25 protein-coding genes, 2 tRNA genes and 1 pseudogene are annotated in these 21,088 nt (G+C 60.5%); 19 read left to right on the top strand and 9 right to left on the bottom strand.

The genetic code is table 11. The features are described 5' to 3' along the window. Positions 1 to 93 precede the first annotated feature (93 nt). From X756_RS145180 to X756_RS145205, 10 genes are all read left to right on the top strand, one after another. Positions 94 to 912, top strand: a complete 819-nt coding sequence (locus tag X756_RS145180; RefSeq protein WP_023730771.1) for a sulfurtransferase/chromate resistance protein — start codon at positions 94 to 96, stop codon at positions 910 to 912. Beyond that, the gene (gene chrA / locus X756_RS145185) at positions 909 to 2,300 is read left to right on the top strand and encodes a chromate efflux transporter (RefSeq protein ID WP_023683940.1); all 1,392 of its coding nucleotides are present in this window, start codon (positions 909 to 911) and stop codon (positions 2,298 to 2,300) included. Before X756_RS145180 ends, chrA begins: the two co-directional genes overlap by 4 nt. 237 nt (positions 2,301 to 2,537) lie before the next feature. Beyond that, positions 2,538 to 3,524: a methyltransferase gene (locus X756_RS145190; RefSeq protein WP_023730770.1), complete on the top strand. Its 987-nt coding sequence runs from the start codon at positions 2,538 to 2,540 to the stop codon at positions 3,522 to 3,524. A 375-nt stretch (positions 3,525 to 3,899) separates the two neighbouring features. Then, on the top strand, positions 3,900 to 4,373 hold the full coding sequence (locus tag X756_RS1000000170030) for a pilus assembly protein TadG-related protein (protein WP_245264556.1): 474 nt from the start codon (positions 3,900 to 3,902) through the stop codon (positions 4,371 to 4,373). After that, positions 4,364 to 5,179: a hypothetical protein gene (locus X756_RS1000000170025; RefSeq protein ID WP_245264555.1), complete on the top strand. Its 816-nt coding sequence runs from the start codon at positions 4,364 to 4,366 to the stop codon at positions 5,177 to 5,179. Before X756_RS1000000170030 ends, X756_RS1000000170025 begins: the two co-directional genes overlap by 10 nt. Before the next feature lie 4 nt (positions 5,180 to 5,183). Next, entirely contained in the window at positions 5,184 to 5,639 is a 456-nt protein-coding gene (locus X756_RS145195) for a TadE/TadG family type IV pilus assembly protein (RefSeq protein ID WP_031238987.1), read from the top strand. A gap of 119 nt (positions 5,640 to 5,758) precedes the next feature. Beyond that, complete coding sequence (locus X756_RS1000000170590) at positions 5,759 to 5,953, top strand: TadE/TadG family type IV pilus assembly protein (RefSeq protein ID WP_348529831.1); 195 nt, start codon at positions 5,759 to 5,761, stop codon at positions 5,951 to 5,953. Positions 5,954 to 6,003: 50 nt separating this feature from the next. Next, entirely contained in the window at positions 6,004 to 6,177 is a 174-nt protein-coding gene (locus tag X756_RS1000000170020) for a hypothetical protein (protein ID WP_245264553.1), read from the top strand. A gap of 1,415 nt (positions 6,178 to 7,592) precedes the next feature. Next, a complete protein-coding gene (locus X756_RS145200; protein WP_156932487.1) occupies positions 7,593 to 7,835 on the top strand; it encodes a hypothetical protein in 243 nt (80 codons plus the stop codon). Between the two features lie 701 nt (positions 7,836 to 8,536). Next, positions 8,537 to 8,911, top strand: coding sequence for a VanZ family protein (locus X756_RS145205; protein ID WP_023730767.1), 375 nt, complete (start codon positions 8,537 to 8,539; stop codon positions 8,909 to 8,911). 660 nt (positions 8,912 to 9,571) lie between these two features. On the opposite strand, the gene X756_RS145210 is transcribed toward X756_RS145205, so the two are convergent. Continuing rightward, a complete protein-coding gene (locus tag X756_RS145210) occupies positions 9,572 to 9,844 on the bottom strand; it encodes a hypothetical protein (RefSeq protein ID WP_023730766.1) in 273 nt (90 codons plus the stop codon). A gap of 37 nt (positions 9,845 to 9,881) precedes the next feature. Here X756_RS145210 and X756_RS1000000168930 point away from each other — a divergent pair, with 37 nt between their 5' ends. Then, complete coding sequence (locus X756_RS1000000168930) at positions 9,882 to 10,277, top strand: universal stress protein (protein WP_031238982.1); 396 nt, start codon at positions 9,882 to 9,884, stop codon at positions 10,275 to 10,277. Between the two features lie 186 nt (positions 10,278 to 10,463). Here the strand turns inward: X756_RS1000000168930 and X756_RS0135000 are convergent. Further along, positions 10,464 to 11,532: pseudogene (locus tag X756_RS0135000) on the bottom strand (IS481 family transposase). Positions 11,533 to 13,083: 1,551 nt separating this feature from the next. On the opposite strand from X756_RS0135000, the gene X756_RS1000000168925 reads away from it, so the two are divergent. Together X756_RS1000000168925 and X756_RS1000000168920 are read left to right on the top strand one after the other, a co-directional pair. Beyond that, a complete protein-coding gene (locus X756_RS1000000168925) occupies positions 13,084 to 13,236 on the top strand; it encodes a hypothetical protein (protein WP_156941405.1) in 153 nt (50 codons plus the stop codon). Then, on the top strand, positions 13,233 to 13,394 hold the full coding sequence (locus tag X756_RS1000000168920; RefSeq protein ID WP_023730762.1) for a hypothetical protein: 162 nt from the start codon (positions 13,233 to 13,235) through the stop codon (positions 13,392 to 13,394). Before X756_RS1000000168925 ends, X756_RS1000000168920 begins: the two co-directional genes overlap by 4 nt. A gap of 71 nt (positions 13,395 to 13,465) precedes the next feature. Here the strand turns inward: X756_RS1000000168920 and X756_RS145215 are convergent, their stop codons facing one another. Both X756_RS145215 and X756_RS145220 read right to left on the bottom strand, forming a co-directional pair. Further along, positions 13,466 to 13,780, bottom strand: coding sequence for an addiction module antidote protein (locus X756_RS145215; RefSeq protein WP_023730761.1), 315 nt, complete (start codon positions 13,778 to 13,780; stop codon positions 13,466 to 13,468). 10 nt (positions 13,781 to 13,790) lie between these two features. Then, positions 13,791 to 14,081 carry a type II toxin-antitoxin system RelE/ParE family toxin gene (locus tag X756_RS145220; protein ID WP_023730760.1) on the bottom strand — a complete coding sequence of 97 codons (291 nt, stop codon included), beginning with the start codon at positions 14,079 to 14,081 and terminating at the stop codon, positions 13,791 to 13,793. Positions 14,082 to 14,568: 487 nt separating this feature from the next. On the opposite strand from X756_RS145220, the gene X756_RS145225 reads away from it, so the two are divergent. The 3 genes from X756_RS145225 (at position 14,569) to X756_RS145235 (ending at position 16,286) form a co-directional block, all read left to right on the top strand. Next, positions 14,569 to 14,889, top strand: coding sequence for a hypothetical protein (locus X756_RS145225; RefSeq protein ID WP_023730759.1), 321 nt, complete (start codon positions 14,569 to 14,571; stop codon positions 14,887 to 14,889). 60 nt (positions 14,890 to 14,949) lie between these two features. Then, positions 14,950 to 15,276 (top strand): hypothetical protein, encoded by a 327-nt coding sequence (locus tag X756_RS145230; RefSeq protein WP_023730758.1) that lies wholly within the window; start codon positions 14,950 to 14,952, stop codon positions 15,274 to 15,276. Between the two features lie 491 nt (positions 15,277 to 15,767). Then, positions 15,768 to 16,286 (top strand): IS3 family transposase, encoded by a 519-nt coding sequence (locus X756_RS145235; RefSeq protein ID WP_023730757.1) that lies wholly within the window; start codon positions 15,768 to 15,770, stop codon positions 16,284 to 16,286. 165 nt (positions 16,287 to 16,451) lie between these two features. On the opposite strand, the gene X756_RS145240 is transcribed toward X756_RS145235, so the two are convergent. The 3 genes from X756_RS145240 to X756_RS0134980 all read right to left on the bottom strand — a co-directional run bounded on the left by X756_RS145240 (position 16,452) and on the right by X756_RS0134980 (position 17,622). Next, positions 16,452 to 16,667 carry a hypothetical protein gene (locus tag X756_RS145240; RefSeq protein ID WP_023730756.1) on the bottom strand — a complete coding sequence of 72 codons (216 nt, stop codon included), beginning with the start codon at positions 16,665 to 16,667 and terminating at the stop codon, positions 16,452 to 16,454. Positions 16,668 to 16,952: 285 nt separating this feature from the next. Next, positions 16,953 to 17,026 (bottom strand) — tRNA-Cys (locus X756_RS145245). A gap of 335 nt (positions 17,027 to 17,361) precedes the next feature. Continuing rightward, the gene (locus X756_RS0134980) at positions 17,362 to 17,622 is read right to left on the bottom strand and encodes a PGPGW domain-containing protein (protein WP_027050334.1); all 261 of its coding nucleotides are present in this window, start codon (positions 17,620 to 17,622) and stop codon (positions 17,362 to 17,364) included. A 231-nt stretch (positions 17,623 to 17,853) separates the two neighbouring features. Between X756_RS0134980 and X756_RS145250 the strand changes: the two genes are divergently transcribed. From X756_RS145250 to dhaL, 3 genes are all read left to right on the top strand, one after another. Then, a tRNA-Asn gene (locus X756_RS145250) sits at positions 17,854 to 17,928 on the top strand. Between the two features lie 207 nt (positions 17,929 to 18,135). Next, positions 18,136 to 19,143: a dihydroxyacetone kinase subunit DhaK gene (locus X756_RS145255; protein ID WP_023667709.1), complete on the top strand. Its 1,008-nt coding sequence runs from the start codon at positions 18,136 to 18,138 to the stop codon at positions 19,141 to 19,143. 26 nt (positions 19,144 to 19,169) lie between these two features. Next, positions 19,170 to 19,811 carry a dihydroxyacetone kinase subunit DhaL gene (gene dhaL, locus X756_RS145260; protein ID WP_023730755.1) on the top strand — a complete coding sequence of 214 codons (642 nt, stop codon included), beginning with the start codon at positions 19,170 to 19,172 and terminating at the stop codon, positions 19,809 to 19,811. 15 nt (positions 19,812 to 19,826) lie between these two features. Here the strand turns inward: dhaL and X756_RS145265 are convergent, their stop codons facing one another. Both X756_RS145265 and X756_RS145270 read right to left on the bottom strand, forming a co-directional pair. Further along, entirely contained in the window at positions 19,827 to 20,264 is a 438-nt protein-coding gene (locus X756_RS145265; RefSeq protein ID WP_023730754.1) for an RpiB/LacA/LacB family sugar-phosphate isomerase, read from the bottom strand. Positions 20,265 to 20,290: 26 nt separating this feature from the next. Continuing rightward, positions 20,291 to 21,058 carry a triose-phosphate isomerase gene (locus tag X756_RS145270; RefSeq protein ID WP_023730753.1) on the bottom strand — a complete coding sequence of 256 codons (768 nt, stop codon included), beginning with the start codon at positions 21,056 to 21,058 and terminating at the stop codon, positions 20,291 to 20,293. Positions 21,059 to 21,088 lie beyond the last annotated feature (30 nt).

The raw sequence follows: 21,088 nt of genomic DNA, 5'->3' as shown, positions 1-21,088 counted from the left end.
ATCCAGCATTGTGGCAAGGGGTTCCTTCGCGACGACCCCGTGAGGCGTCAGCCCAATGATCGCGTCCAAACTCTCACTCTGGAGGTGGACGCCATGCCGTCAACAACCGCAATCACCGTAGCGCAGCTTTTCCGCCTTGTCGGTCTGTCCGACGCGCCTGTTCTTGTCGATGTCCGCATCGACGAAGATTACGACGCCGATCCGCGCCTGCTTCCGGCCTCGTGCCGGCGCGACTTCAAGTCTGTTTCGAGCTGGGCGGCCGAGTTCACGGGGGCTCATGCTGTCGTCATCTGCCAGAAGGGGCTGAAGCTCTCGCAAGGCGTTGCCGCATGGCTGCGCCATGAGGGCATTGCTGCCGAATCTCTTGAAGGCGGCTTCGAGGCGTGGCAGGCGGCCAAGGGACTTCTGGTCAAGGCCGACAAGATACCGCCCCGCGACGACAAGGGCCGCACGGTCTGGGTGACGCGTGCCCGCCCCAAGGTCGACCGCATTGCCTGTCCCTGGCTGATCCGCCGCTTCGTCGATCCCTCGGCGGTGTTCCTGTTTGTCGAGCCGTCTGAAGTGCTGGCGGCCGCCGATCGGTTTGGGGCGGTTGCCTTCGACATCGACGACGTGTTCTGGAGCCATCGCGGCGAGCGCTGCACCTTCGACACGATGATCGAAGAGTTCGGGTTGCGGTCCGAAGCGCTCGATCGCCTTGCGCTGATCGTGCGTGCAGCCGATACGGCGCGCCTAGATCTCGTACCGCAGGCGGCCGGGTTCCTCGCTGCATCGCTCGGGCTGTCGCGCATGTTCCGCGACGATCTCGAACAGCTTGATGCCGGCATGCTGCTCTACGATGCGTTCTTCAGATGGTGCCGCGATGCCACTGACGAAACCCACAATTGGCCCAGCGCGGGCAAAGCGCCATGAGCGCCCTCGCCGCGGACGACGATGCACAGGCTACCGAGGCTCCGATCGTCCCGACCTTCCGCCAAGCCGCGAAACTGTGGGCAAGGATCGGCCTGCTCTCCTTCGGCGGGCCGGCCGGACAGATCGCGCTGATGCACAAGGAATTGGTCGAGGATCGCCGCTGGATCGGCGAGCAGCGGTTCCTGCATGCGCTCAACTACTGCATGCTTCTGCCAGGCCCCGAGGCACAGCAGCTCGCCATCTATATCGGCTGGCTGCTGCACCGGACCGCCGGCGGCCTCGTTGCCGGCATCCTGTTCGTGCTGCCCGGTGCGTTTGTCATGCTGGGCCTCAGCATCTTCTACGTGCTTTACAATGATGCGCCCGTCATCGAGGCGCTGTTTTTCGGCATCAAGGCGGCGGTGCTGGCCGTCGTCGTCGAGGCGGTCCTCCGCATCGGCAAACGGGCGCTCAAGAACCGGGTGATGATGGCGATCGCGGTGGCCGCGTTCCTTGCCATCTATGTCATCAGGCTGCCGTTTCCGCTGATCATCCTGGTTGCAGGGCTGACCGGCTGGATCGGCAACCGCTTGGCACCGGCGCGTTTTTCCGGAGCCGCACGCGGCAAGGACAATTTGCCCGATGTCAGGGGCGCCGTCGACGTCATGTTCGAACGCGGCGACCTCGCTCACACCAAGCCGACGAAATGGCACGCGCCGCGCACCATCGCGATCTGGCTGCCGATCTGGCTCGGGCCGGTCGTACTGATCCTGGCGCTGACCGGCCCTGCCAGTGTTTGGGCACAGCTTGGCGGCTTCTTCAGCCTGATGGCGGTGGTCACATTCGGCGGCGCCTACGCTGCGCTCTCCTATGTCGCGCAGGCAGCGGTGACCTCGTTCGGCTGGCTGGCGCCGGGTGAAATGGTCGATGGGCTTGGTCTGGCCGAGACGACGCCGGGACCATTGATCCTGGTGCTGCAGTTCGTCGGCTTCGTCGCCGCCTATCGTCACGCCGGTGCGATGGGACCGCTTGTGGCCGGATCGCTCGGCGCATTGCTGACGCTGTGGGTGACGTTCGTGCCGTGCTTCTTCTGGATCTTTCTGGGTGCCCCCTACATCGAGGCGCTGCGCGGCAACAAGGCGCTGTCGGCGGCGCTGAGTGCGATCACGGCGGCTGTGGTCGGCGTGGTGATGAACCTTGCGCTGTGGTTCGCACTGCATGTCGTCTTCGGCGCGGTGCACCGTTTTGGTCTTGGGATGGAGCTACCGGTGCTGTCGTCGCTGGATTGGCGCGCCGCGCTGCTGGCGGCGGCCGCCATGGTCGCCATGCTGAAACTGAGGATCGGCATGCTGCCGACATTGGCCGGCTCGGCGCTGGCCGGACTGGCGCTGCTGGCCTTACCTGCGTAGCGTCCGAAGGCGCGACCAGCCATTATCACAGCCGGATTTTTGAGGTATGCCGGGCCGGCGCACAACGGTCGCGGGCGCTGGTAGGATCAGCGCTGGCCCCGGAGATACGCTTTACGTCGAACCCGATACCGCCAAGCTGAACCTGCTCGACGCGGAGAGCGGCGCGCTGGCGAACTGATTTGACGAGGTTGGCCGAGCTGTTCAAAGTCGATCCTGGATCGCACAACGGGATATGACATGGTGGATTCCGATCGGATCGACAAGCTGATCGCAGGGGTGCCCCCCGCCTTGGCGCTTCGTGCCGGGCTGGACCTTGGCATCTTCACCTGGCTCGGCGGCGATGCTGCGACTGCCGACAGCCTTGGGGCAGCGCTCAAAGTCGAGCCCGCTCGTCTGTCGCGGCTCCTCTACGCGCTCGCCAGCATCGGTCTCCTCGACGTCGAGGATGGTCAGTTTCGCAACGGAGCCGAAGCGTCGGAGTTCCTCGACGCGTCCAAGCCGACCTATCGCGGCGGCGATCATGTGCTGCTGCGCGAACTCTGGGGAGCCGACCTTTTGACCGCAGAGTCGCTGCGGCAGAATCGGCCGGCCGCGCTGCACGACTTTTCCGAAGCGGGGCCAGAATCCGCAGCGGCCTTCAGCCGCATGCTCGCACCGGGAGGGGTAATTTTCGGCCGAAATCTCGCCCGCGAGCTGGACCTCTCGGCGGTCCGTTCGGTGATCGACATCGGCGGCGGCGCCGGGACCATTCTGGTCGGTCTTCGCGAGCGATGGCCGCATATTGCGGCGACTTTGATGGAACTCCCGACGGTCGCGGCGGTCGCACCAGCGATCCTGTCGGAATACGGTGCCGGCGATGTGGTTGTCGAAGAAGGCGACATAACGGTCGCGCCATCGACCGGCCTGCATGACTTGGCGATCCTGAAGGCCGTCGTCCAGGTCCTGCCGCCGGACCAGGCGCGCAGTTCGATCCTGAACGCGGCGCGTTGCCTCACCCAAGGAGGCGAGATCGCAATTGCGGGGTGGGGTGTCGTCGATGACGACCGTCTCGGCCCGCCTGAGGGTGTCTTTCTCAATCTCACCTTCCTGAACCTTTACCGCGCAGGCGAGTCGTACACGGAAGGTCAGTATCGCGGGTGGATGACCGAGGCTGGATTCCGGGATATCTCCAGGTCGCAGCTGACCGACGGCACCACGTTGTTTCGTGGACGCCTCACGGACTGAACGTGGCTGGAGTGGTTGGTTTCGGGCGTGTGGCCCTCAAAGCCAGCCCCGGACGGATTGCACAAAGTTCCTGAGGCGGCGTGAGCCGATCTTTCCCCTTACCGGGCAGCGCGGTGTCCCCTGTCTTCTCGATAGCTTCTTCGCAGAGGGGGCATTTAAATGTCACTTGGTCGACAACAAAGTTCGCGATAGCGGCATATTTCGCATTCATCGATTCTGGGGCGGTACCTCCGACAGGATGATGCGCGGTCGCTGCAATTGCGCCTAGCACGTTCGACTACGTCGAATCGGAATGGAGTTTTTAGACATTCGTTTATCTATTCGTGGTTTCTAATACATATGGCATCCAACGCGTTCACCCGGATTTGGTTTGCTTTGGGCCGCCCAACGCGCGCCACGAACGGTAACGTTGCCGTCATCTTTGCCTTCACCTTGCCGGTCGTGGTCGGCGGCGCCGGCCTCGGTGTCGAGACATCCCTCTGGTACTACAGCAGCCTCAAGCTGCAGGCCGTCGCCGATGCCGCGGCCTATGCCGGTGCGCTCGAGAAAGTCGCGGGTTCCGATAACCCGACCATCATTGCCGCCGCCACGCAGTCCGCGACCTCGAACAATTTTGCCACGCCGGGCACGATCCAGGTCAACACGCCGCCATTGTCCGGCCCGAACACCGCGAAGAAGGCGGTAGAGGTCATCGTCAAGCAGAATCTCGATCGCTACTTCACGGCGATTTTCAACCAGGCGCCCGTTGCCGAACAGGNGAGGTCATCGTCAAGCAGAATCTCGATCGCTACTTCACGGCGATTTTCAACCAGGCGCCCGTTGCCGAACAGGCAAGGGCGGTGGCGCTGATCAATGACGCCTCCAAGGCTTGTGTGCTGGCGCTCAGTCCCTCGGCCTCCCAGGCTGCGCTCTTTTCCGGCAACACCACCGTCAACCTCACCGGCTGTTCGGTCATGTCGGACTCGATTGCCTCGGACGCCATAAAGACGCAGGGCTCGGCTGTGCTCAAGGCCGACTGCCTGATCACGGTCGGCGGCATGGTGCTGAACAATCCAGCGACCACGGTCTGCAAGTCCAACATCACCCGAGCCTTGCCGGCAGCCGATCCTTTCTCCGGCTTGGCGACGCCGACAGCAGGCAACCCTTGCAAGAATGTCAACGGCAACAAGACGTCGCAAACACTCCAGCCTGGCACCTACTGTAGCGGCATGAGCCTCAGCGGCAACGTCACCCTGCAGCCCGGCGTCTACGTCGTGCAGGGCGGTATGAAGGTCAACGCCAACGCGGTCGTCGCCGGCAGCGGGGTAACCATCTTCATGGCAGGCAGCAACACCGTCAGCATGAACGGCAACGCCAAGGTGACGCTGAGCGCGCCTACCTCCGGAGCCTATTCCGGCGTGCTGTTCTACGGCGACAGGACCGGGACCGCGGCGCAGAGCACCTTCAACGGCACCGCGGCCTCGCTTTTGACCGGCGCCATCTATTTCCCCAGGCAGCAGGTCAACTACCTTGGCAACTTCTCCGGGAACGGCGGCTGCACTCAGGTCGTCGCCGACACCATCCAGTGGTCCGGCAGTACGACCATCAAGCAGGACTGCACCAGCCTCGGGATGAAGAACATTCCGGCGACGCAATCCGTTCAGCTCGTCGAGTAGCGGGATGGGTGGGCGGACCTTGCGCATTGTCCTGGACAAATCCGGGATAGCTGCCGTCGAGTTTTCCATGTTGCTGCCCATCCTGTGCCTCGTCTGCCTCGGCATCGCCGACGGCTGGTCCTACGTAACGAGTTACCTGCAGATGCGCGCGGGCGTCAAAACCGCGGCCAATCTCGTGATGGCCGGCGCGTCCAATGACACCGGAACGCAGGCGGTCGCGCTTTCGAGCTGGAACGACAAGCCCGAGGACGCCGCGGTCGTACTGGTCCGCTCCTATTTGTGCGGCGCCACGGTCGTGGATGCGACCACCATTTGCGGCGGAACGAAGCTGCCGACCGTCTTCGTCCAGATAACGGCGACGGGCACCTGGGTGCCCCCGTTTAACTTCGGTGTCTTCCCGGACCCGCGCGCGATCAGTCATCAGCAGGTGANCGACGGGCACCTGGGTGCCCCCGTTTAACTTCGGTGTCTTCCCGGACCCGCGCGCGATCAGTCATCAGCAGGTGATCCGTGTCCGCTGAAAGGATCGGATCCAGGTGGCGCCGTGACTGCTCCGGCGCAGCCGGGCTGGAATTCGCCTTGATCGCGCCTTTCCTGGTGATGCTTTTGTTCGGAATCTTCGCCTTCGGCTGGGCCATGAATGCCGTGTCGACCGTCCGCTATACACTGGAAACCTCTTCCCGGGCGCTGCAGCTGAACAACACGCTTTCGCAGAGCGACATCCAGGCTATCGCCACGCAGAAANGGAAACCTCTTCCCGGGCGCTGCAGCTGAACAACACGCTTTCGCAGAGCGACATCCAGGCTATCGCCACGCAGAGATTGGTGAACCTGGGTCTGAAGAACGTCATTGTGACGATCGCGACCGACCCTGCCAGCGGCGGTTTCAAGATGGCGCATCTGACCGCCAGCTATGCTTTCGTCATCGCTTTCCCGTATTTCGACCAGTATCCGATAAATTACGCCACGACCGTCACGGTGCCCCTGGTTGCTAGCTAGGATACGGCCGGCTTGGTTGAGTTGGCGGCCCTGTATTCAGCTTCCCAAGGCAATGCGTCTAAGTCGGGCTTGTGCCCCGCTTCACGGTAGGCGGCCTGAGTGAGGAAACCTGCTTTGTCCCGCTCCACAACGCAAACAAACGGCGGATTCCCCGGGCACCTATAGACGCCTACAGCTTTTTCCATACAACAGGTGTGCTACGGGTGCTCGGAGATGTCGTCCTTCATTGCGATGACAGAACATGAGCGAGGATAGTAGCGGCCCGGCATCACCGAAGGTGAGGGTTGGTAAAATTCGTACAACTCTTTCATTGCAGAGAGAGTTTCGGCGAGCTTATTAATGTGTCGTTTGCCATTGCCTTTTCTGGGAGGCTGCGATGGTTGCAACGCCCATAGATATCGCTCGAGCGGCCACTACGGCCACCTTGCTGATGCGCCAGAAGTCCATGGCGGAACCCGCCCACATTTCGCCGGGACATGGATCAATCGCGCAGGGCCATCCGAGCCTCACGCGAGCTTCTGAAGCGCCTTGGTCAGCGTCGTCACGACGTGGCGCTAGGCTGGGAAGATGGCGACCCGTCTACTGTTGCCGTCTCCGCGTTTCAAGCCGACGTTCTCCGCTCTGCATTCCGAGCCCTAGTAGGGGAAACGGGTACGCCTGAGTGTCAATGGCGCGATTTAGCCAAGGCCCTGGTGCGCGATTTCACTGGGTGCGAGCTGATCGAAACTGGCTTGGTGGATTGGACGTCAGCAAGTAGCCGCTGCCCGCCAGCGGCCCAGCAGCGGTCTGCGGGGACTTTGCAGCGGACGCGCTGGGCCTGACCGGTGGGGCGGTGTGGTATCCGCCGGCTGGCGAACATATGCGCCTCCTGCCAACGCCAGNCAAACGAACGAGGCGATCTAACCGCGATCTCGCCATCCAAGGCCAACACATAGGCCGATAGCAAAGGCCCATAATCGCTGAGAGAACGAAAATGGCCGACGCCATGGTTGGGGAACCCGGGTGGGTAGGCGCCGGCCACAAGCGGAACAAGCCCGCCGCGCCACACACATGGCTGATTTGTCATCACGTGGTTATGGTGTGAGCGCGCAGGGCTGCACCAGCGGAACTTAGTAAACGCCGCTTGGTAAGCGATCCTCGACGCGATCGTTCATCGCCAGGACGACTTGGGAAACTTGACGGTTGCAGCCTTCTGCCATGTCAAGCTCAAGTCATTAACAGCGGCCGCCCGGTCTGAGCAGGCATGCGCCCATCCTAGCATATCGCGCTGCCGGTATCGCAAGGCGCCGGCAGCAAGGGGAGGCGACCAGAGCCGATGTGAAGGGACTAGGCAGCTAATATTCGCTTGCGCTAATTTAAAAGTGCCGTTACGTCATGCTCAGCCTTTTGCGGAGGCGCAACGGTGGGGAAGTATGATGAGAGTTGCTGCGTTTTGTGCGGCGATCGTGATCGCTGGGACTGGTGTCGCTGTTGCCAAGGAGAAGAAGGTGGTGGTGAGTGACGCCACGGACCTTTGCTCTACGAAGCACTCGGCCAAGAAGCAGGTGCTCGAGCTGGACTGCAGGCCGACCGGAACCGCCAAATTGCCGGCCGGTGGAACGCCGGAAAAGCCGCGCCTCGGATACGACACCGATCCGTGGCTGGTTAAAGGCCTTTAGACACCAGGCGACGGCAACACAGCGCGGCTAAGGGGAATGTGCGCTGGCGGTGAAGCCTTCTTTGTTCTCTCATCGGTGGAACATTGTCGCCTGGAAACGCTTCGGACGGTGCACTGACCCATCAGTGCAACGTTCCCTTCCTTGTTTGCACTGGCCGGCTGCCGAAAGGTGGCCGGCTTTTTTGTATATAACCGCGACCTGATGTTTGGGATTGTTGATGGACAGCCGCGAGTGGCCGCTGCTGGCCTAGCGTCTAGGATTGGAATATGTAGAGGCGAGATCACCAAGGCAGGAATGACCAGACTAAACAGCGGTTTCGTCTGTTAGCCGCGACGCCGGCGATAATTGAATTCAGAAGGGCGTCGGCCCGGCTGCACAGCCGGGCCAAGGCTGGAAGAGTTCCGCTCCCGCCCAGCACGATACGCATCGCACCTGGGCGCAAGCGGTACCAATGGCTCGCCTATTCCGCCGCGCCTTTTCGGCAGGAAACCCTCGGCCTCATCACAATGGAGGGCGACATTCGCAGCGCCTATGGAACCATCCAGAGTGACATAGGCTGTTTCATGGAACTTCCTGATGACATCAGGAGGCCTGTTAAGCATGCCAGTTGTTCGCGCTCGTAGCTCAGATGCAGGTTGGAGCTCTGCCTAGTGCACCAGTATCGGAAGCGAGAACTAGGAACCGGGAGTGCTGCGGATAGATTGCCGCAGTCGAGCTTTTATCAGAGCATGGCAAGGGCTGCCTTTCTCTCCACGTTGGCGGTCGTCCTGTTGCTCGCGCTATTGCCAGACCACTTGCTGCACGCCCTCGGATTGGCCTTTACGTCTCATCACGACAAGCTCAACCACGCCGCCGCGTTCGTCACCTTGTCGGCTTTGGGTAGCCTCGGCTGGCCCCAACAGGTGGTCCGGCTGGCGGTTCTACTTGCTTTAACGGGCGCAGCGATCGAAATCCTTCAATGCGTCACAGGGCGTGACATGAGTGTCTTCGACTGGTTTGCCGACTGCGCCGGAATGGCATACGGGCTGAGAACTATGAGCTGGGTGAACGAGATTCTGGGCGAACCGGTTATTTGATCGCCACAGGCTCCACTTTACCGCCGCCGTCTTGGCCCCACTTGCCAGCCTCACGCCCGGGGCCGCCTTCGATCACCCTCGCTATTTCAATTTCCGACGCAAAGGCCGATAGCAAGGCGAATGGGTTTCAGGCCGCTCACCATTTAGACTTAGGTCCGATTCTTTCGCGCAAATGGCCGAAGCCGGAAACATTTCTCCTTCTACTTTGTTGCAGTGGCCGTGCCGCTGAGGAGAACATGCACAGTGCCTCTATCAAATGAACTGCGCGACGTACCTTTAGAATTCCAATGCCCCTCCTGTTCACGCCCTATGGTGAGAAGGGGATCCTGGCTGAAAACGATTGCCGGTTTCAAATGCGATAGCTGCAGGTCCAGAGTGCGGCTCGGCTACGAAGAGAAGCTGGCCATATTCGACCGGCACCTTAAGCGAGGCGCGCCGGATCTGGGCCGACGACCAATGGAGTGCGATCCCGGCAACGGTTCCTGAGAGTGTGTCGGCAATTCAAGCTCCAACTGCTTGCGGTCTGCCGCAAGTCCAGGCTTTCATCTGGTCGCAGGGTCAGGCGGCTCTTTCGTCCGTACGGAACCGATGATGGCGAGAGGTTTCGATGCGTCGGAGCACCGAGCAGGTCTACACCTTTTTCGTAGCGACCACCAATCTCTAGCTGACCACTTCAACGCTTTGACGAGGTGCGAGCAACTTGATTTTCAATAGTCTTTTTCGGGCCAAGATGCGCGCCGCCTCTGCGATGCGGCCTCCGTAAGCATCGGCGACGAATGATAGCGTCGACAGGTCAATAATGAGGTCACCGACCGCGCCCGCCAAGACATTGGACCCGGGCCCAAATTGATGCACCAGCGCCCGCACTTCCTTAAGTGCCGTCGAGACTTCACCCGCATCCAGCAGCGCCTCGATGTGATCGAAAATCTGCATCCCGACCCTCCCGCTTGCGCCTCACACGCTGAGCCCCGTGAATGGAAAGGAAAACGATGGCAATATCGCGCGAAAAGAAAGCGCCTGCCAAGGTGCTCGCGGACGAGGCGGCCCGCGACTTCATATCGCATCGCCGCAGGGAGGCAGTGCTGAAGGATATCGTAGCACTTGCCGACCGCTTGGCGTCGAAATCGAGACCGCCATCCGCAGCCGCGTCGCCGCCGCCGATGCCATTCCCCGCCAGGCGGGCAGGGGAGCGGCACTGATCGTCATGGGCGTGGCGCGGCGCACCGGCGAGGAGCTCTTCTTCGGCGAGACGGCCACCGGCCTGCTGCAGCGCTGCCGGTGCCTGGTGGTGCTGATCTCCGATTCCAGGCTGCGCCGTGATGACGAGGGCAGGGAAGAGCTGCGGTCGGGAACGGGTGGAGCTTGATCTCCCCCTTGAGGGGCCCTTGAGGGGGTTGAGGAGTGGTCCGCGTAGCGGACAGAAAGCCAATTGCTCGGCTTTCTGAATGACGAAAGCCGGCAGGCCAGAGGGAGTCGCCGCGTGTCAAGCGCTGGCCTCTTCTCGCAATAAACTCTCGATATGTGACCGATCTCGTGATGCGACAAAGTCCCACTAGATGTTTAGTCCCAAGGTTTGATGGGTTGGATCGAGCCTGAATCGTTCGGGCTCTTTTGTCCAGATTTTGCAGATGTATTCAAAGGGCGTGAGGCCCTTGAGGGTCTTCAGTCGACGGCCGAAATTATAGGCTAAGACGAAATCGGCGAGATGCTGGCGCAGTTGGTCATGGCTCTCGTAGTAGAAGCGTTTGACGGTCGCATCCTTGATCGTGCGGTTCATGCGTTCGACCTGGCCGTTGTTCCATGGGTGCCTTGGCTTTGTCGTTCGGTGGTCGATATCGGCCTTGGCGCAAGTATGTTCGAAGGCGTGCGCCCATATGATTTCTCCCGCCGCCATGGCTTCCTTGATCAGCGGAACGGCCGAGCCGCCGGCACCTGGGGTCGTGAACTGAATGCCGTTGTCGGTAAGCACTGTGTGGATCTTGTAAGGGACAGCATCAAGAAGATGGCGCAGGAAATCGGCGGAGACCGCTGTCGTTGCCTTCTCGTGCAGCTCGACGAAAGCGAACTTCGAGGTCCGATCTATGGCCACGAACATATGCAGCTTGCCCTGCTCGGTTCGGACCTCGGCGACGTCGATATGGAAGTAGCCGATTGGATAGGCCTTGAACTTCTTCCTTGCCGGCTTGTCGCCCTCGACATCCGGCAACCTGCCTATCCCGTGACGCTGCAGGCAGCGATGCAAGGATGACCGCGACAGATGCGGGATCGTCGGTTGGAGAGCATAGAGGCAATCGTCCAGTGGCAGCAGCGTATAACGCCGAAAGGCGACGATGACCGCCTCTTCCTCAGTCGATAGCACTGTCTACTTCGGATCTCTGGGGCCAGTCGGNACGCCGAAAGGCGACGATGACCGCCTCTTCCTCAGTCGATAGCACTGTCTACTTCGGATCTCTGGGGCCAGTCGGGAGATCGGCGGCCGACGTCCGGTTCCTCCACTTCCTAACCGTCTTCTGATTGATGCCGTAGCGCTTCGCCAGCGCCCTCAGGCTCTCTTGACTATGCTGTATCGCTCGACGGATCGCCTCTGTCGTCGTGGCGCTCCCATGAAGAACCTGGCCCATAGCGCATCCTTTGATTCGGACGAAAAGTATGCACCATCAAAGCCTGGGAGCAAACATCTAGAGATCGGAAGAGCGTCGTGTANTGGCGCTCCCATGAAGAACCTGGCCCATAGCGCATCCTTTGATTCGGACGAAAAGTATGCACCATCAAAGCCTGGGAGCAAACATCTAGGCAGGCTTCTGCAGCAGCGGCTCCGTTCCCTTCGGCCGGCGGTATTTTTTCACCATCTGGACCGTGCCAGCATCGACCATCAGGCGACCAAGCGCCTGGACGGTTACGCAAGGGCGCGCTTTTCAGTTCGGTCGAGAGGGCCTTGTTCTGCACCTACTGCGATCGGGGCGGACCCGTAAGATTGGAGATCCACAAATTGCCGCGGAATTGAAATGTCGCCGCCAAACACCGTGAAGCGGACGGGATGCTGCGCCACGCACCAAACAACAGCAGCCTACCATGGCACAGTGCGCCGAAGAGGCATTAGCCTCTCACTCCGCAAATACTGATTTGAAGGGCATTTTAATAAAATTCCATTCAACTGGTACGCTAGGCTTTCCTCTGCACTCCAATTAACTTTGACCAAACGAAATAGTGGTGTCGCGCCGGTCATTACTTGCGTGATTGCTAAAATAATGAAACGCTCCCACCCATTGGGGATGGGTCGATGGAAGAAAGCCCAGATAGATTTAGTTGCATTCTCGATCCGGCCGGCGCTTGGATGGTATGGGATCACGTTGCCGACGAGCCCGCAACCTTGGGCGGAAAAATACTTATGGGCTGCACGCGAGAACGCGCCGAGACTGCTCGCGACGTACTCTTGCGCATTTACCAAAATAGGCTGGACGCTCGACCAGCTAGCCGCTCCCCCGCTTAAGACATGTCGCGCTGCCGATAGCGTCAGACCGCGCCAGCGAGCATCAGGAGGGCGATGGCGGCTATGTAGAGCGGAATAATGTTCATGGGCGGGGGATAACAGCGGGATTCACGGGCACAGTTTTGTTCACCCACTATGACAATTCGCAGCGGCGCCGAAACATGGCGTCGACGGCGCAACGTTCGACGCGGTCGGGTTCAAACCTCCAGGGATCAAAACACACATGAAGAGGAGAGTGCCTGATGTACCTAGCGAACGCCGCCCGCCATCAAGCGATCGGGGACAAGACCAGAAGAAGGATCCAAAAGCAGGGTGTGACATGCAGAGGCTACAAGCTGTGGACAGACGCTGAAGACGGCATTTGCCGGGACGGTTATCTCGACTATGCCGCTATATCAAGAGCGCTTCCCCACCGCAGCCGCTGCGCGATCAAGAGCCGGTGCGTGAGCATCGGAATCACCAAGAGCAGCACATGGACAGCTAAGAGAGACACGCTGTTCCGCAAGCTGTATCGCACGGCTACCACTAAGGTGCTGTACGAAGCGTTTCCCGAGATGGATCGCGTGCTATTTTCGACCGTGGCTCGCAGCAAAAGCTTTCAAGACCGCGTAAGCCTTACGAGACGACCGGCATCGGCCTGTTGGACACACTGCGCGAGGAGTGTTGGCGGCAGAACATCTCGATGGCTGACCTCGATGAGTTCGCCAATGCCAAGCGCTATTTCAAGAACAAACGCTGGCGAGGAAAGCGTGGGACCGCAAATTATAACTGCATCGTGCGCGCCATCCACGAACTCGGCGGCACGCTCTCCGTTCAGTGGGGGAGCGTCCATTGAGCACCTTCCGCGACCGCATTGAAGCCACGATCGAGCATCTGATTGCGATGCTGGACGCCATGGACGGTGACACCGATCGAGAGCCGGAGCCGCTGGAAGAGCAGCATGACCGGAGGCTGTTCCTACAGCATCGGAAACGTTCGTGTTGGCCGAACTGAGGCGGCGGTACAGGACAACCCGCCAATAATGAAGGAATTGGCGGGGGCAGTAAACGAACCCCCGCCAGAGCTTAGGCGTCAGCCAAATTATCGTTGTTCTTTGGATCGGCAGCCACAGTTAGATGCAGCTGAAGCGCCTTCAGCACTTTCATGATCGTGGCGAATTCGGGATTTCCGTCCGCGCTTAAAGCCTTGTACAGACTTTCCCGTGACATTCCCGCCAATTTCGCGATGTTTGTCATTCCCCGAGCGCGCGCTATGTCGCCGATAGCAGCTGTAACGACTGCGGGATCACATTCCTCGAATGCTGCGTTGATGTAAGCGAAGATCATTTCTTCGCTGTCGAGGTGCTCTGATGCGTCCCAGCGTTTCGTCTTTAGGGTCATGAGATCACTCCTACACTTTCTTCGCTAATGCCTTTGCGGCTGCGATATCTTCTTTCTGCGTACTCTTGTCGCCGCCACCAAGCAGGATGATGACAGTCGTACCCCGAGAGATAAAATAGACCCGATAGCCTGCGCCGTAGTGAATCCGAAACTCGCTTACCCCTTCTCCAACAGGCGCGACATCACCCAAGGTGCCTTGCGAAACACGCGACAACCGCGCGAGAATCCTAGCGCGAGCTTGTATGTCTTTGAGTGATTTGAACCAATCGGAGTAGTCGTCGGTCTCTCGGACTTCGATCATGCTTACGTATCCTATGGACTACAAGTTTACAAGGGATAAATGGTTCCAGAGGCGAGCCAGTGGGAACTGGAGCACGAAGCTAAGGCAGGAAGCCGGGGGGATCTCGCGATACGGGAGTCGCCGAAGCAAGAGCATCGCGCTAAGTTCGCTAGAGCACAAGCCGGCTCCCCGAAGGGAGTGCTTGACGAAATCGGCGAATAAGCAAAGTGTGTCCGTGGGCTGAACACCCGGACCTGGAATACGGCGGCGCAACCCTTGGCGGGGCGGCTTCACCGAAAAAGCGAGACTTGGAGGCCCTGGCAGGGCTTCCTAGACGCATGTGGAGCGCCTTGGCGGGCGTCCAACTCGGCTTTTATAGCCGGGGGCGGACGCTATGTCCAGAGGGAAACCTTAAAGGCGTTCGGCTTGTCTTCCAGGCAAGTGTTCAACCCCGGCTATGGCGCTGCTCGCCATGCGGGCCTGAACAGCTCTTCCTGGGGACATCAACATGACATCACAGGCAACAACCATCGACCGGCGGGGCTTGCTCGTCGGACTGGCCTCTCTGCCGGCAATAGCGGGCGCTGTAGCGCTGGCGCCGCGCGCAAAGGCTCCTGACCCGCTCGCCGACACCATCGCCGAATATTATGCCAAGCTGGCAGAGTTCGAAGCGATCCCGAGCCATCACCTGACTATGGAAAATGAGAACGCCTATGTAGCAGCAACCTATGGGCCGCTAGATGACAAGCTGTGGCACGCAACGCCGCCGGCAACGAGCAATCGGGGCGTTGCAGAAGCGATACGCTCTGCAGGAGCATTCGCTAATTGATCGGGTAGCAGAAGCTATCCTGATGTCGGCGCTGGCCTTCCTCGATCAGGAGCGCATGTCATGACCGCTCACATCAGGATGCTGAAGCCCTACGGCATGCCGCAGGGAGCCGACCCGCGCGTATGGCGTCAGTCTGTCGAGAAACGCCTCAACGACCTCCTGGACCGTGCCATGAGCCTGATAACGGCACTGGATCTCATGCAGGCAGATTGCGATCTGGAGGAAACGGCAGACGACGAGCCGTCGCTTGGCTGCCTCGATGATCTGGAGCTAGACAACGCCGACGACGAGGAAGGCGCCGACGCAGAGCCTTGTCCAGACATTTACGGCGAAACCGTCATGTGGGGCGATGATCTGAAATCCCAGGAAGTGCTGGTGTCGCTCTAACGCCACGGAAAGTTTTCCGCCGCGCAAGCCCGCTGCCTCATGGTGGCGGGCTTTTTATATTAGCAATGCATAAAATTCGAGAAGGTCCAGGGCATGGTCGTTAGCAAACTCGCTGCTATCGTGCCACCTAGTGTCGGTGGATGGGGTTTGCGATGCGCGGGGCTGGATGGATCAAGGGCTTAAGGGAAGCTGAGGCTCGCGAACTGCGAAGCGATATCGATCGGCTCGAAATGGACTTGATCGCCGCAGCCAGTTGTAAGGGTCAATCTAGGCTGCACGACGTCGCGAACACACTGCGATGCAAGAGAGTACGCTTGGAACGCCTAGAAGAGTTTCTCGGTTCAATGACTTCGAAAGGCCGGCCAGAGACATCCGCAACCCCGCCCCATGAAGGCCGGCGGTAAAAGGCACTTCATCATTTCCGAAAGAGAACCCGCTGCCTCACAGTGAACTGACCCCCGAAAGTTGGACACAACCTTCGGGCGTTTTGAATGTCCAGACACGGCGAGAGTTTCAAGCGCTCGGTTGTCGATAGCTATTTAGGCGGGGATGAGAGCTGCGCGAGTGCGGCGTCGATGCATGGCGTTGATGCGGCCACTGTTCGCAACTGGGTTGCGTTGTACCAGGCGCATGGCGATGCCGGGCTATCTGCCAAGTACGGTCGTTACGACGCGGCGTTCAGGCTGTCGGTGCTTGAGCGAATGTGGGAGGAAGGTCTGTCGTATCGGCAGACGGCTGCATTGTTCAATATCCGCAATGCCAGTTGCCTGACGGGCTGGGAGAAGCGCTATCATGCGGGCGGGATAGAGGCGCTCGGCCCACGTCCCAGAGGACGACCCATGTCAAAGCCGCCGTCCCCCGCAGTGCCTGCAGCCAGTGACGAGGCCAAAAGCCGCGAAGAACTGCTGGCTGAGCTGAAGCATCTGCGGATGGAGAACGACTACCTAAAAAAACTGGAGGCCTTAACGCAGGGACACGCGCCCAAAAAGCGCAAGCCGTCCAGGCGTTAAGGCCGTTGCATTCGCTTGAGGGGCTGCTCGAGCTGGCGAAGCTTGCGCGCAGCACGCTGAAAGGGCTGGCCCCTGTGCAATACAGGAACCACCCCTTAAACCTACCAACTCAATGAACCGTCCAACTTTATGGGGTCAGTTCAACAGTGGCGGGCTTTTTATTGCTCAGCCCCTACGTCTCGACACCGGGCTGCGGAACTCAAACGTCGTGATGTCGTCACGGGAAATCCCGATGTCGCTGAGCATGTCGTCTGGTGACTCGCTCAACTCGTCCGTTGCCTTCAACAGCGCCTTCTGCTCGGCTCGATGACGGACCCAATCGGCAAGGGGACCAACTGCGACAAGAGGAAGGTTCACAAGCATAGGAAGGTTCATGAGCATCGGAGCACTCCCTTTACCGCTGCAGGAAACTGAACGTGGCCTACGCCGATACGTCGGTGCGTCTGTGACAAACCTCACAGATCAATCGGGAACGGGCAAAAGGTGCCCGGATGCCTGACGGTGTGTTTTTTGTGTCATGTCGCGTTTCATGTCGCACGGAATTGCCGCGTGTCAGAGAAAGCCCTTTGTAATCAATGGTAGCCACTTGCAACATGGTGCGACATGAAAAAGGGCCCCCGAAGGAGCCCTGTTTCGCTAAACCATTGTTATTCCTATGTAACCAGTTGGAGGCCTCGCCCGGAATCGAACCGGGGTGCAAGGATTTGCAGTCCTCTGCGTAACCACTCCGCCACGAGGCCTCATCGCTCCCGGCGAGCGAACTCAATATGGTGGCAGCGAAAGGTCGTCAAGCGTCCGCGCGGCATTCCGGCGCGCTTTCCTCATCAGCCGCCGCAACGTGGTTCCCGAGCGATTTCAGCGCTTGGCGCACCGGCATATTGGCCGCTCCTCAAGCATGGCTGCGCGACCGGCGAAACTCGAACCCGCAGCTTTACGCAGCGGGTGCAAACTGGCTTTCACCGTAAACGCGCGGCTGACACCAGGGGCTGCCGTTCTCAAGGAGATATTCGAGGGGAAGGTCTGCGGGGGGCTGGAAGCGAAGCGTCCACTGAACCGGGACCGCGCGCCATCGCTTTCAATTTGGCCGGCGACGCCGTTCCCACCAGACGACGAACCGGCGCCGCAGGCGGCGCACCGCGGCAAATTCGTAGGAAAGCACCAAAAGGCCGAGCGGAATCATCCAGAAGCCGAGAATCGGCAGGAAACCGAGAAGGCCGAAAAACACCAGCACGATACCGATGGCGATCCTCAGCCCGCGCGAGCGCGGCATGGTGAACTCGCGCCCGAACACCGAGATTTTCCGCGCCGGTGCCTGGTTTTCGTCTGCTGCAGTCATGTCGAAAGTCGATCCGGTTGCCTTCGATAAAGCCATATGCGCTAAAGGCTGCAATCGCCTTTCAGGTTCCGCCGACCAAGGTCCGACGGCGCCCAAGACGGCTCATATGTGGTGTCATCCGGCGATTGCCAGAAACCATTGGGTGAAAATGCGCTAAAAAATGCGAAATGCTTCTTTGCAAAGCCGAAAAGGGTTTGCTATAGGCTGCGCCACTCACATGAGAGCCTCTATTCCCCGGTAGCTCAGTGGTAGAGCAACCGGCTGTTAACCGGTTGGTCGCTGGTTCGAATCCGGCCCGGGGAGCCACCGCCTTTTCTAAGCCGTGGTGCGATCTTGTACACTACAGCGCCATTGTCCGCGCACTTCGGTCCGCTTAGCTTCTGCCAGAACGGCTGCTAACAGCTACGAAGCCGATCGAGGCAGTTTGGTGGGCATCGCGCCCCTGCCCTCGCCCGAAGGCAGCCTGATAACGCCCGGTATCATCTATGAAAATACCAAATCGGGAGGACGTTGGTGCAAACCAAGAAGATCATCAATGACGGCAATCGCGCCGTCGACGAGATGCTGGAAGGCATCCTGGCTGCGCATCCCCGCCATCTCAAAGCCGTTGACGGAAGCCCGCGCTCTATCATCGCCCGCGATGGACCGCGCCAAGGCAAGGTAGGCCTTGTCATTGGTGGCGGCTCGGGCCACGAGCCGAGTTTTCTCGGCTTCGTCGGCAAGGGGCTGGCCGACGCGGCGGCGATCGGCAATGTCTTCGCCTCTCCGCCGCCCGACCCGATCCTCGAATGCGCCAAGGCGGCGAGCGGCGGCGCCGGTGTGCTGTTCATGTACGGCAACTATGCCGGCGACGTCATGAATTTCGACATGGCGGCCGAGATGGCCGCGATGGACGACATCGAGGTGCGCACGGTTCTGAGCACCGACGACGTCGCTTCCGCGCCCGTTGGCGACAGGCACAAGAGGCGCGGTGTCGCCGGCAACTTCTTCATCTTCAAGGCGGCAGGCGCTGCCTGCGACCGGATGCTGTCCTTCGACGAATGCGAACGCATTGCCGGGAAGGCCAACGACCACACATTCACCATGGGCGTGGCATTGGCGCCCTGTTCGTTGCCGCAAACCCGCCGGCCGAATTTCGAGATCGGACCCGACGAGATGGAGATCGGCATGGGCATCCATGGCGAACCCGGCATCGCACGAGGAAAACTCAAAACGGCCGACGAGATCACTGACGAAATGCTGGACAGGATTCTCGCCGAGATGGCGCCGGCACGCGGCGAGAAGGTCGCCGTTCTGGTCAATTCGCTGGGTTCGACGCCGCTGATGGAACTCTACATCATGAACCGGCGCGTGAAGCAGAGGCTTGACGATATCGGTGTATCCATTCACGCAAGCTGGGTCGGCAATTACTGCACCTCGCTCGAAATGGCCGGCGCTTCGATTACGCTGCACCACCTCGACGACGAGTTGCAAACGATGCTCGACCACCCTTGCGACTGCGCCATGTTTCGCGCCGGGTAAACTTGGTGAACGGCAAGGAACAAGAGATGACGACAATCGACACCACCCGCCTTGCCGCGATGTTCGCGGCCATCGCCGACGCTATGTCAGCCGACCGGGATCGGTTGTGCGCGCTTGACGGGGTGATCGGCGATGCCGACCACGGCATTGCGATGGAGCTTGGATTTGCCGCGGCACGCGATGCGGTGGCCGCATTGGATACCGGCACCACCGATCCGACCATCTTGCTGAACACGGCGGCGAAGTCGTTCCTCAACGCCGTCGGCGCCTCCTCGGGCCCGCTCTATGCCACGGCATTCATGCGCGGCGCGGCCGCCGTCAAGGGCAAGGCGACGCTCGACGACGCCGACGCGGTCGCTATGTTCCAAGCGATGGCCAGAGGCATTCAGGATCGCGGCAAGGCCGAGCCTGGCGAAAAGACGATGATCGATGCGTGGGCGCCGGCCGCGACGGCTGCGGGTGAGGCACTGGCCGCCGGCAAGGGGCTGGCCGGCAGCCTCGCGGCTGCAGCCGAGGCGGCAAAGGCCGGCGCGGAGGCGACCAAGGCGATGATCGCCACCAAGGGCCGGGCCTCCCGCGTCGGCGAACGCTCGCTTGGCCATATGGATCCAGGCGCGGCGTCCGCCGTAACCGTCATCGAGGCGATGCGGATCGCCTTGACCGGCTAGGTCGGGAGCGAATCCTCAGCGCTTCGCGTCGAGCTTGTCGACAGCCTGCACATTGGCGGCAGAGGGACCGTTCGGATCGAACTCCGAGGCCAGCCAGGCGTCGGCGATCGATTTGGCCAGTTCGGGGCCGATGACGCGCGCACCCATGGTGATGATCTGGGCATTGTTGGATTTCGCAGCGCGTTCCGCCGAATAGGTGTCGTGGGTTAGCGCGGCACGGATTCCGGGCACCTTGTTGGCCGAGATGCTGACGCCGATGCCGGTGCCGCAAAACAGGATGGCGCGGTCGTAATTGCCGTCGACAATTTCTTGGCCGACCGCAGCGGCAATATCGGCGTAGAATCCGGCCTGGCTGAGATCGACGACCTGCAGTTCTGGCTTGGTGGCGAGATGCTTGGCGATGACATCGAGCAGCGGCTTGCCGGCGCTGTCGGCTCCGAGTGCGATCTTCATGGCAATTAACTCCTTCGTTTTCGTGGTCAGCGCGCGATGGCGGCCGACGCCTTTTTGAGAATGTCGATATAGCCTTCCGCTTGCCATGCCGAGCGGCCGATGAACAGCCCATCGATATGCGGCTGGCCGATCAGTTCGGCCGCGTTGCCGGGATTGACGCTGCCGCCGTAGAGCACAAGCGGGGCGGTCGGCAACCGGGTTGCTGCGATCTGCTTGATCAGCGCCTGCTGCTTGTCGGCATAGTCGGCGCTGGCCGGAATGCCTTTCTCGCCGATCGCCCACACCGGTTCATAGGCAAAGAGTATCTCTGCCGACAACTCATTGTTTGCGAGACCCTGCAGCGCGCCCAAAACCTGCGCGGTCAGAATTTCGTCGGCGCGGCCGCCCTCGCGCTCGGCCAGCGTCTCGCCGACACAAATCAAGGGTACGAAGCCGTGCCTGACTGCCGCCGCCGTTTTCAGTCCCACGATCTTGTCCGTCTCGCCAAAATGCTCACGGCGCTCGCTATGGCCGAGTTCGATCAGGTCGAGCCCACAATCCCTCAGCATCACCGGCGAAATCTCGCCCGTCCAGGCGCCGGCATCGGCCCAATGCATGTTCTGGGCGCCGACCTTGACGCGGGTGTTGGCGAGCGCCGCCTTGACCTGCCGCACCGCGGTGAAGGGGGGAATGACGAAAGGCTGTATCGCCGGATCGAAGCCCGGCACGAACGCCGCCAATGCCTCGGCGAACTGCAGCGCCTCCGCCAGCGTCTTGTTCATCTTCCAGCTCGTGCCGACCCAATATGGGGCCATTCTTCTCTCCTTCGATCCGAAATTCGAATG

It is taken from the genome of Mesorhizobium sp. LNJC405B00 (genome assembly GCF_000502615.1).
GTDB lineage: Bacteria > Pseudomonadota > Alphaproteobacteria > Rhizobiales > Rhizobiaceae > Mesorhizobium.
This window is presented reverse-complemented; position numbering and strand designations above follow the sequence as displayed.

Bases quoted from the DNA above. Each gene is read 5' to 3' on its own strand.
- X756_RS145180 (WP_023730771.1), top strand. From the start codon at position 94: ATGCCGTCAACAACCGCAATCACCGTAGCGCAGCTTTTCCGCCTTGTC.
- chrA (WP_023683940.1), top strand. From the start codon at position 909: ATGAGCGCCCTCGCCGCGGACGACGATGCACAGGCTACCGAGGCTCCG.
- X756_RS145190 (WP_023730770.1), top strand. From the start codon at position 2,538: ATGGTGGATTCCGATCGGATCGACAAGCTGATCGCAGGGGTGCCCCCC.
- X756_RS145200 (WP_156932487.1), top strand. From the start codon at position 7,593: ATGAGAGTTGCTGCGTTTTGTGCGGCGATCGTGATCGCTGGGACTGGT.
- X756_RS145210 (WP_023730766.1), bottom strand. From the start codon at position 9,844: ATGCAGATTTTCGATCACATCGAGGCGCTGCTGGATGCGGGTGAAGTC.
- X756_RS1000000168925 (WP_156941405.1), top strand. From the start codon at position 13,084: ATGGCTGACCTCGATGAGTTCGCCAATGCCAAGCGCTATTTCAAGAAC.
- X756_RS145215 (WP_023730761.1), bottom strand. From the start codon at position 13,780: ATGACCCTAAAGACGAAACGCTGGGACGCATCAGAGCACCTCGACAGC.
- X756_RS145220 (WP_023730760.1), bottom strand. From the start codon at position 14,081: ATGATCGAAGTCCGAGAGACCGACGACTACTCCGATTGGTTCAAATCA.
- X756_RS145225 (WP_023730759.1), top strand. From the start codon at position 14,569: ATGACATCACAGGCAACAACCATCGACCGGCGGGGCTTGCTCGTCGGA.
- X756_RS145230 (WP_023730758.1), top strand. From the start codon at position 14,950: ATGACCGCTCACATCAGGATGCTGAAGCCCTACGGCATGCCGCAGGGA.
- X756_RS145235 (WP_023730757.1), top strand. From the start codon at position 15,768: ATGTCCAGACACGGCGAGAGTTTCAAGCGCTCGGTTGTCGATAGCTAT.
- X756_RS145240 (WP_023730756.1), bottom strand. From the start codon at position 16,667: ATGCTCATGAACCTTCCTATGCTTGTGAACCTTCCTCTTGTCGCAGTT.
- X756_RS0134980 (WP_027050334.1), bottom strand. From the start codon at position 17,622: ATGACTGCAGCAGACGAAAACCAGGCACCGGCGCGGAAAATCTCGGTG.
- dhaL (WP_023730755.1), top strand. From the start codon at position 19,170: ATGACGACAATCGACACCACCCGCCTTGCCGCGATGTTCGCGGCCATC.
- X756_RS145265 (WP_023730754.1), bottom strand. From the start codon at position 20,264: ATGAAGATCGCACTCGGAGCCGACAGCGCCGGCAAGCCGCTGCTCGAT.
- X756_RS145270 (WP_023730753.1), bottom strand. From the start codon at position 21,058: ATGGCCCCATATTGGGTCGGCACGAGCTGGAAGATGAACAAGACGCTG.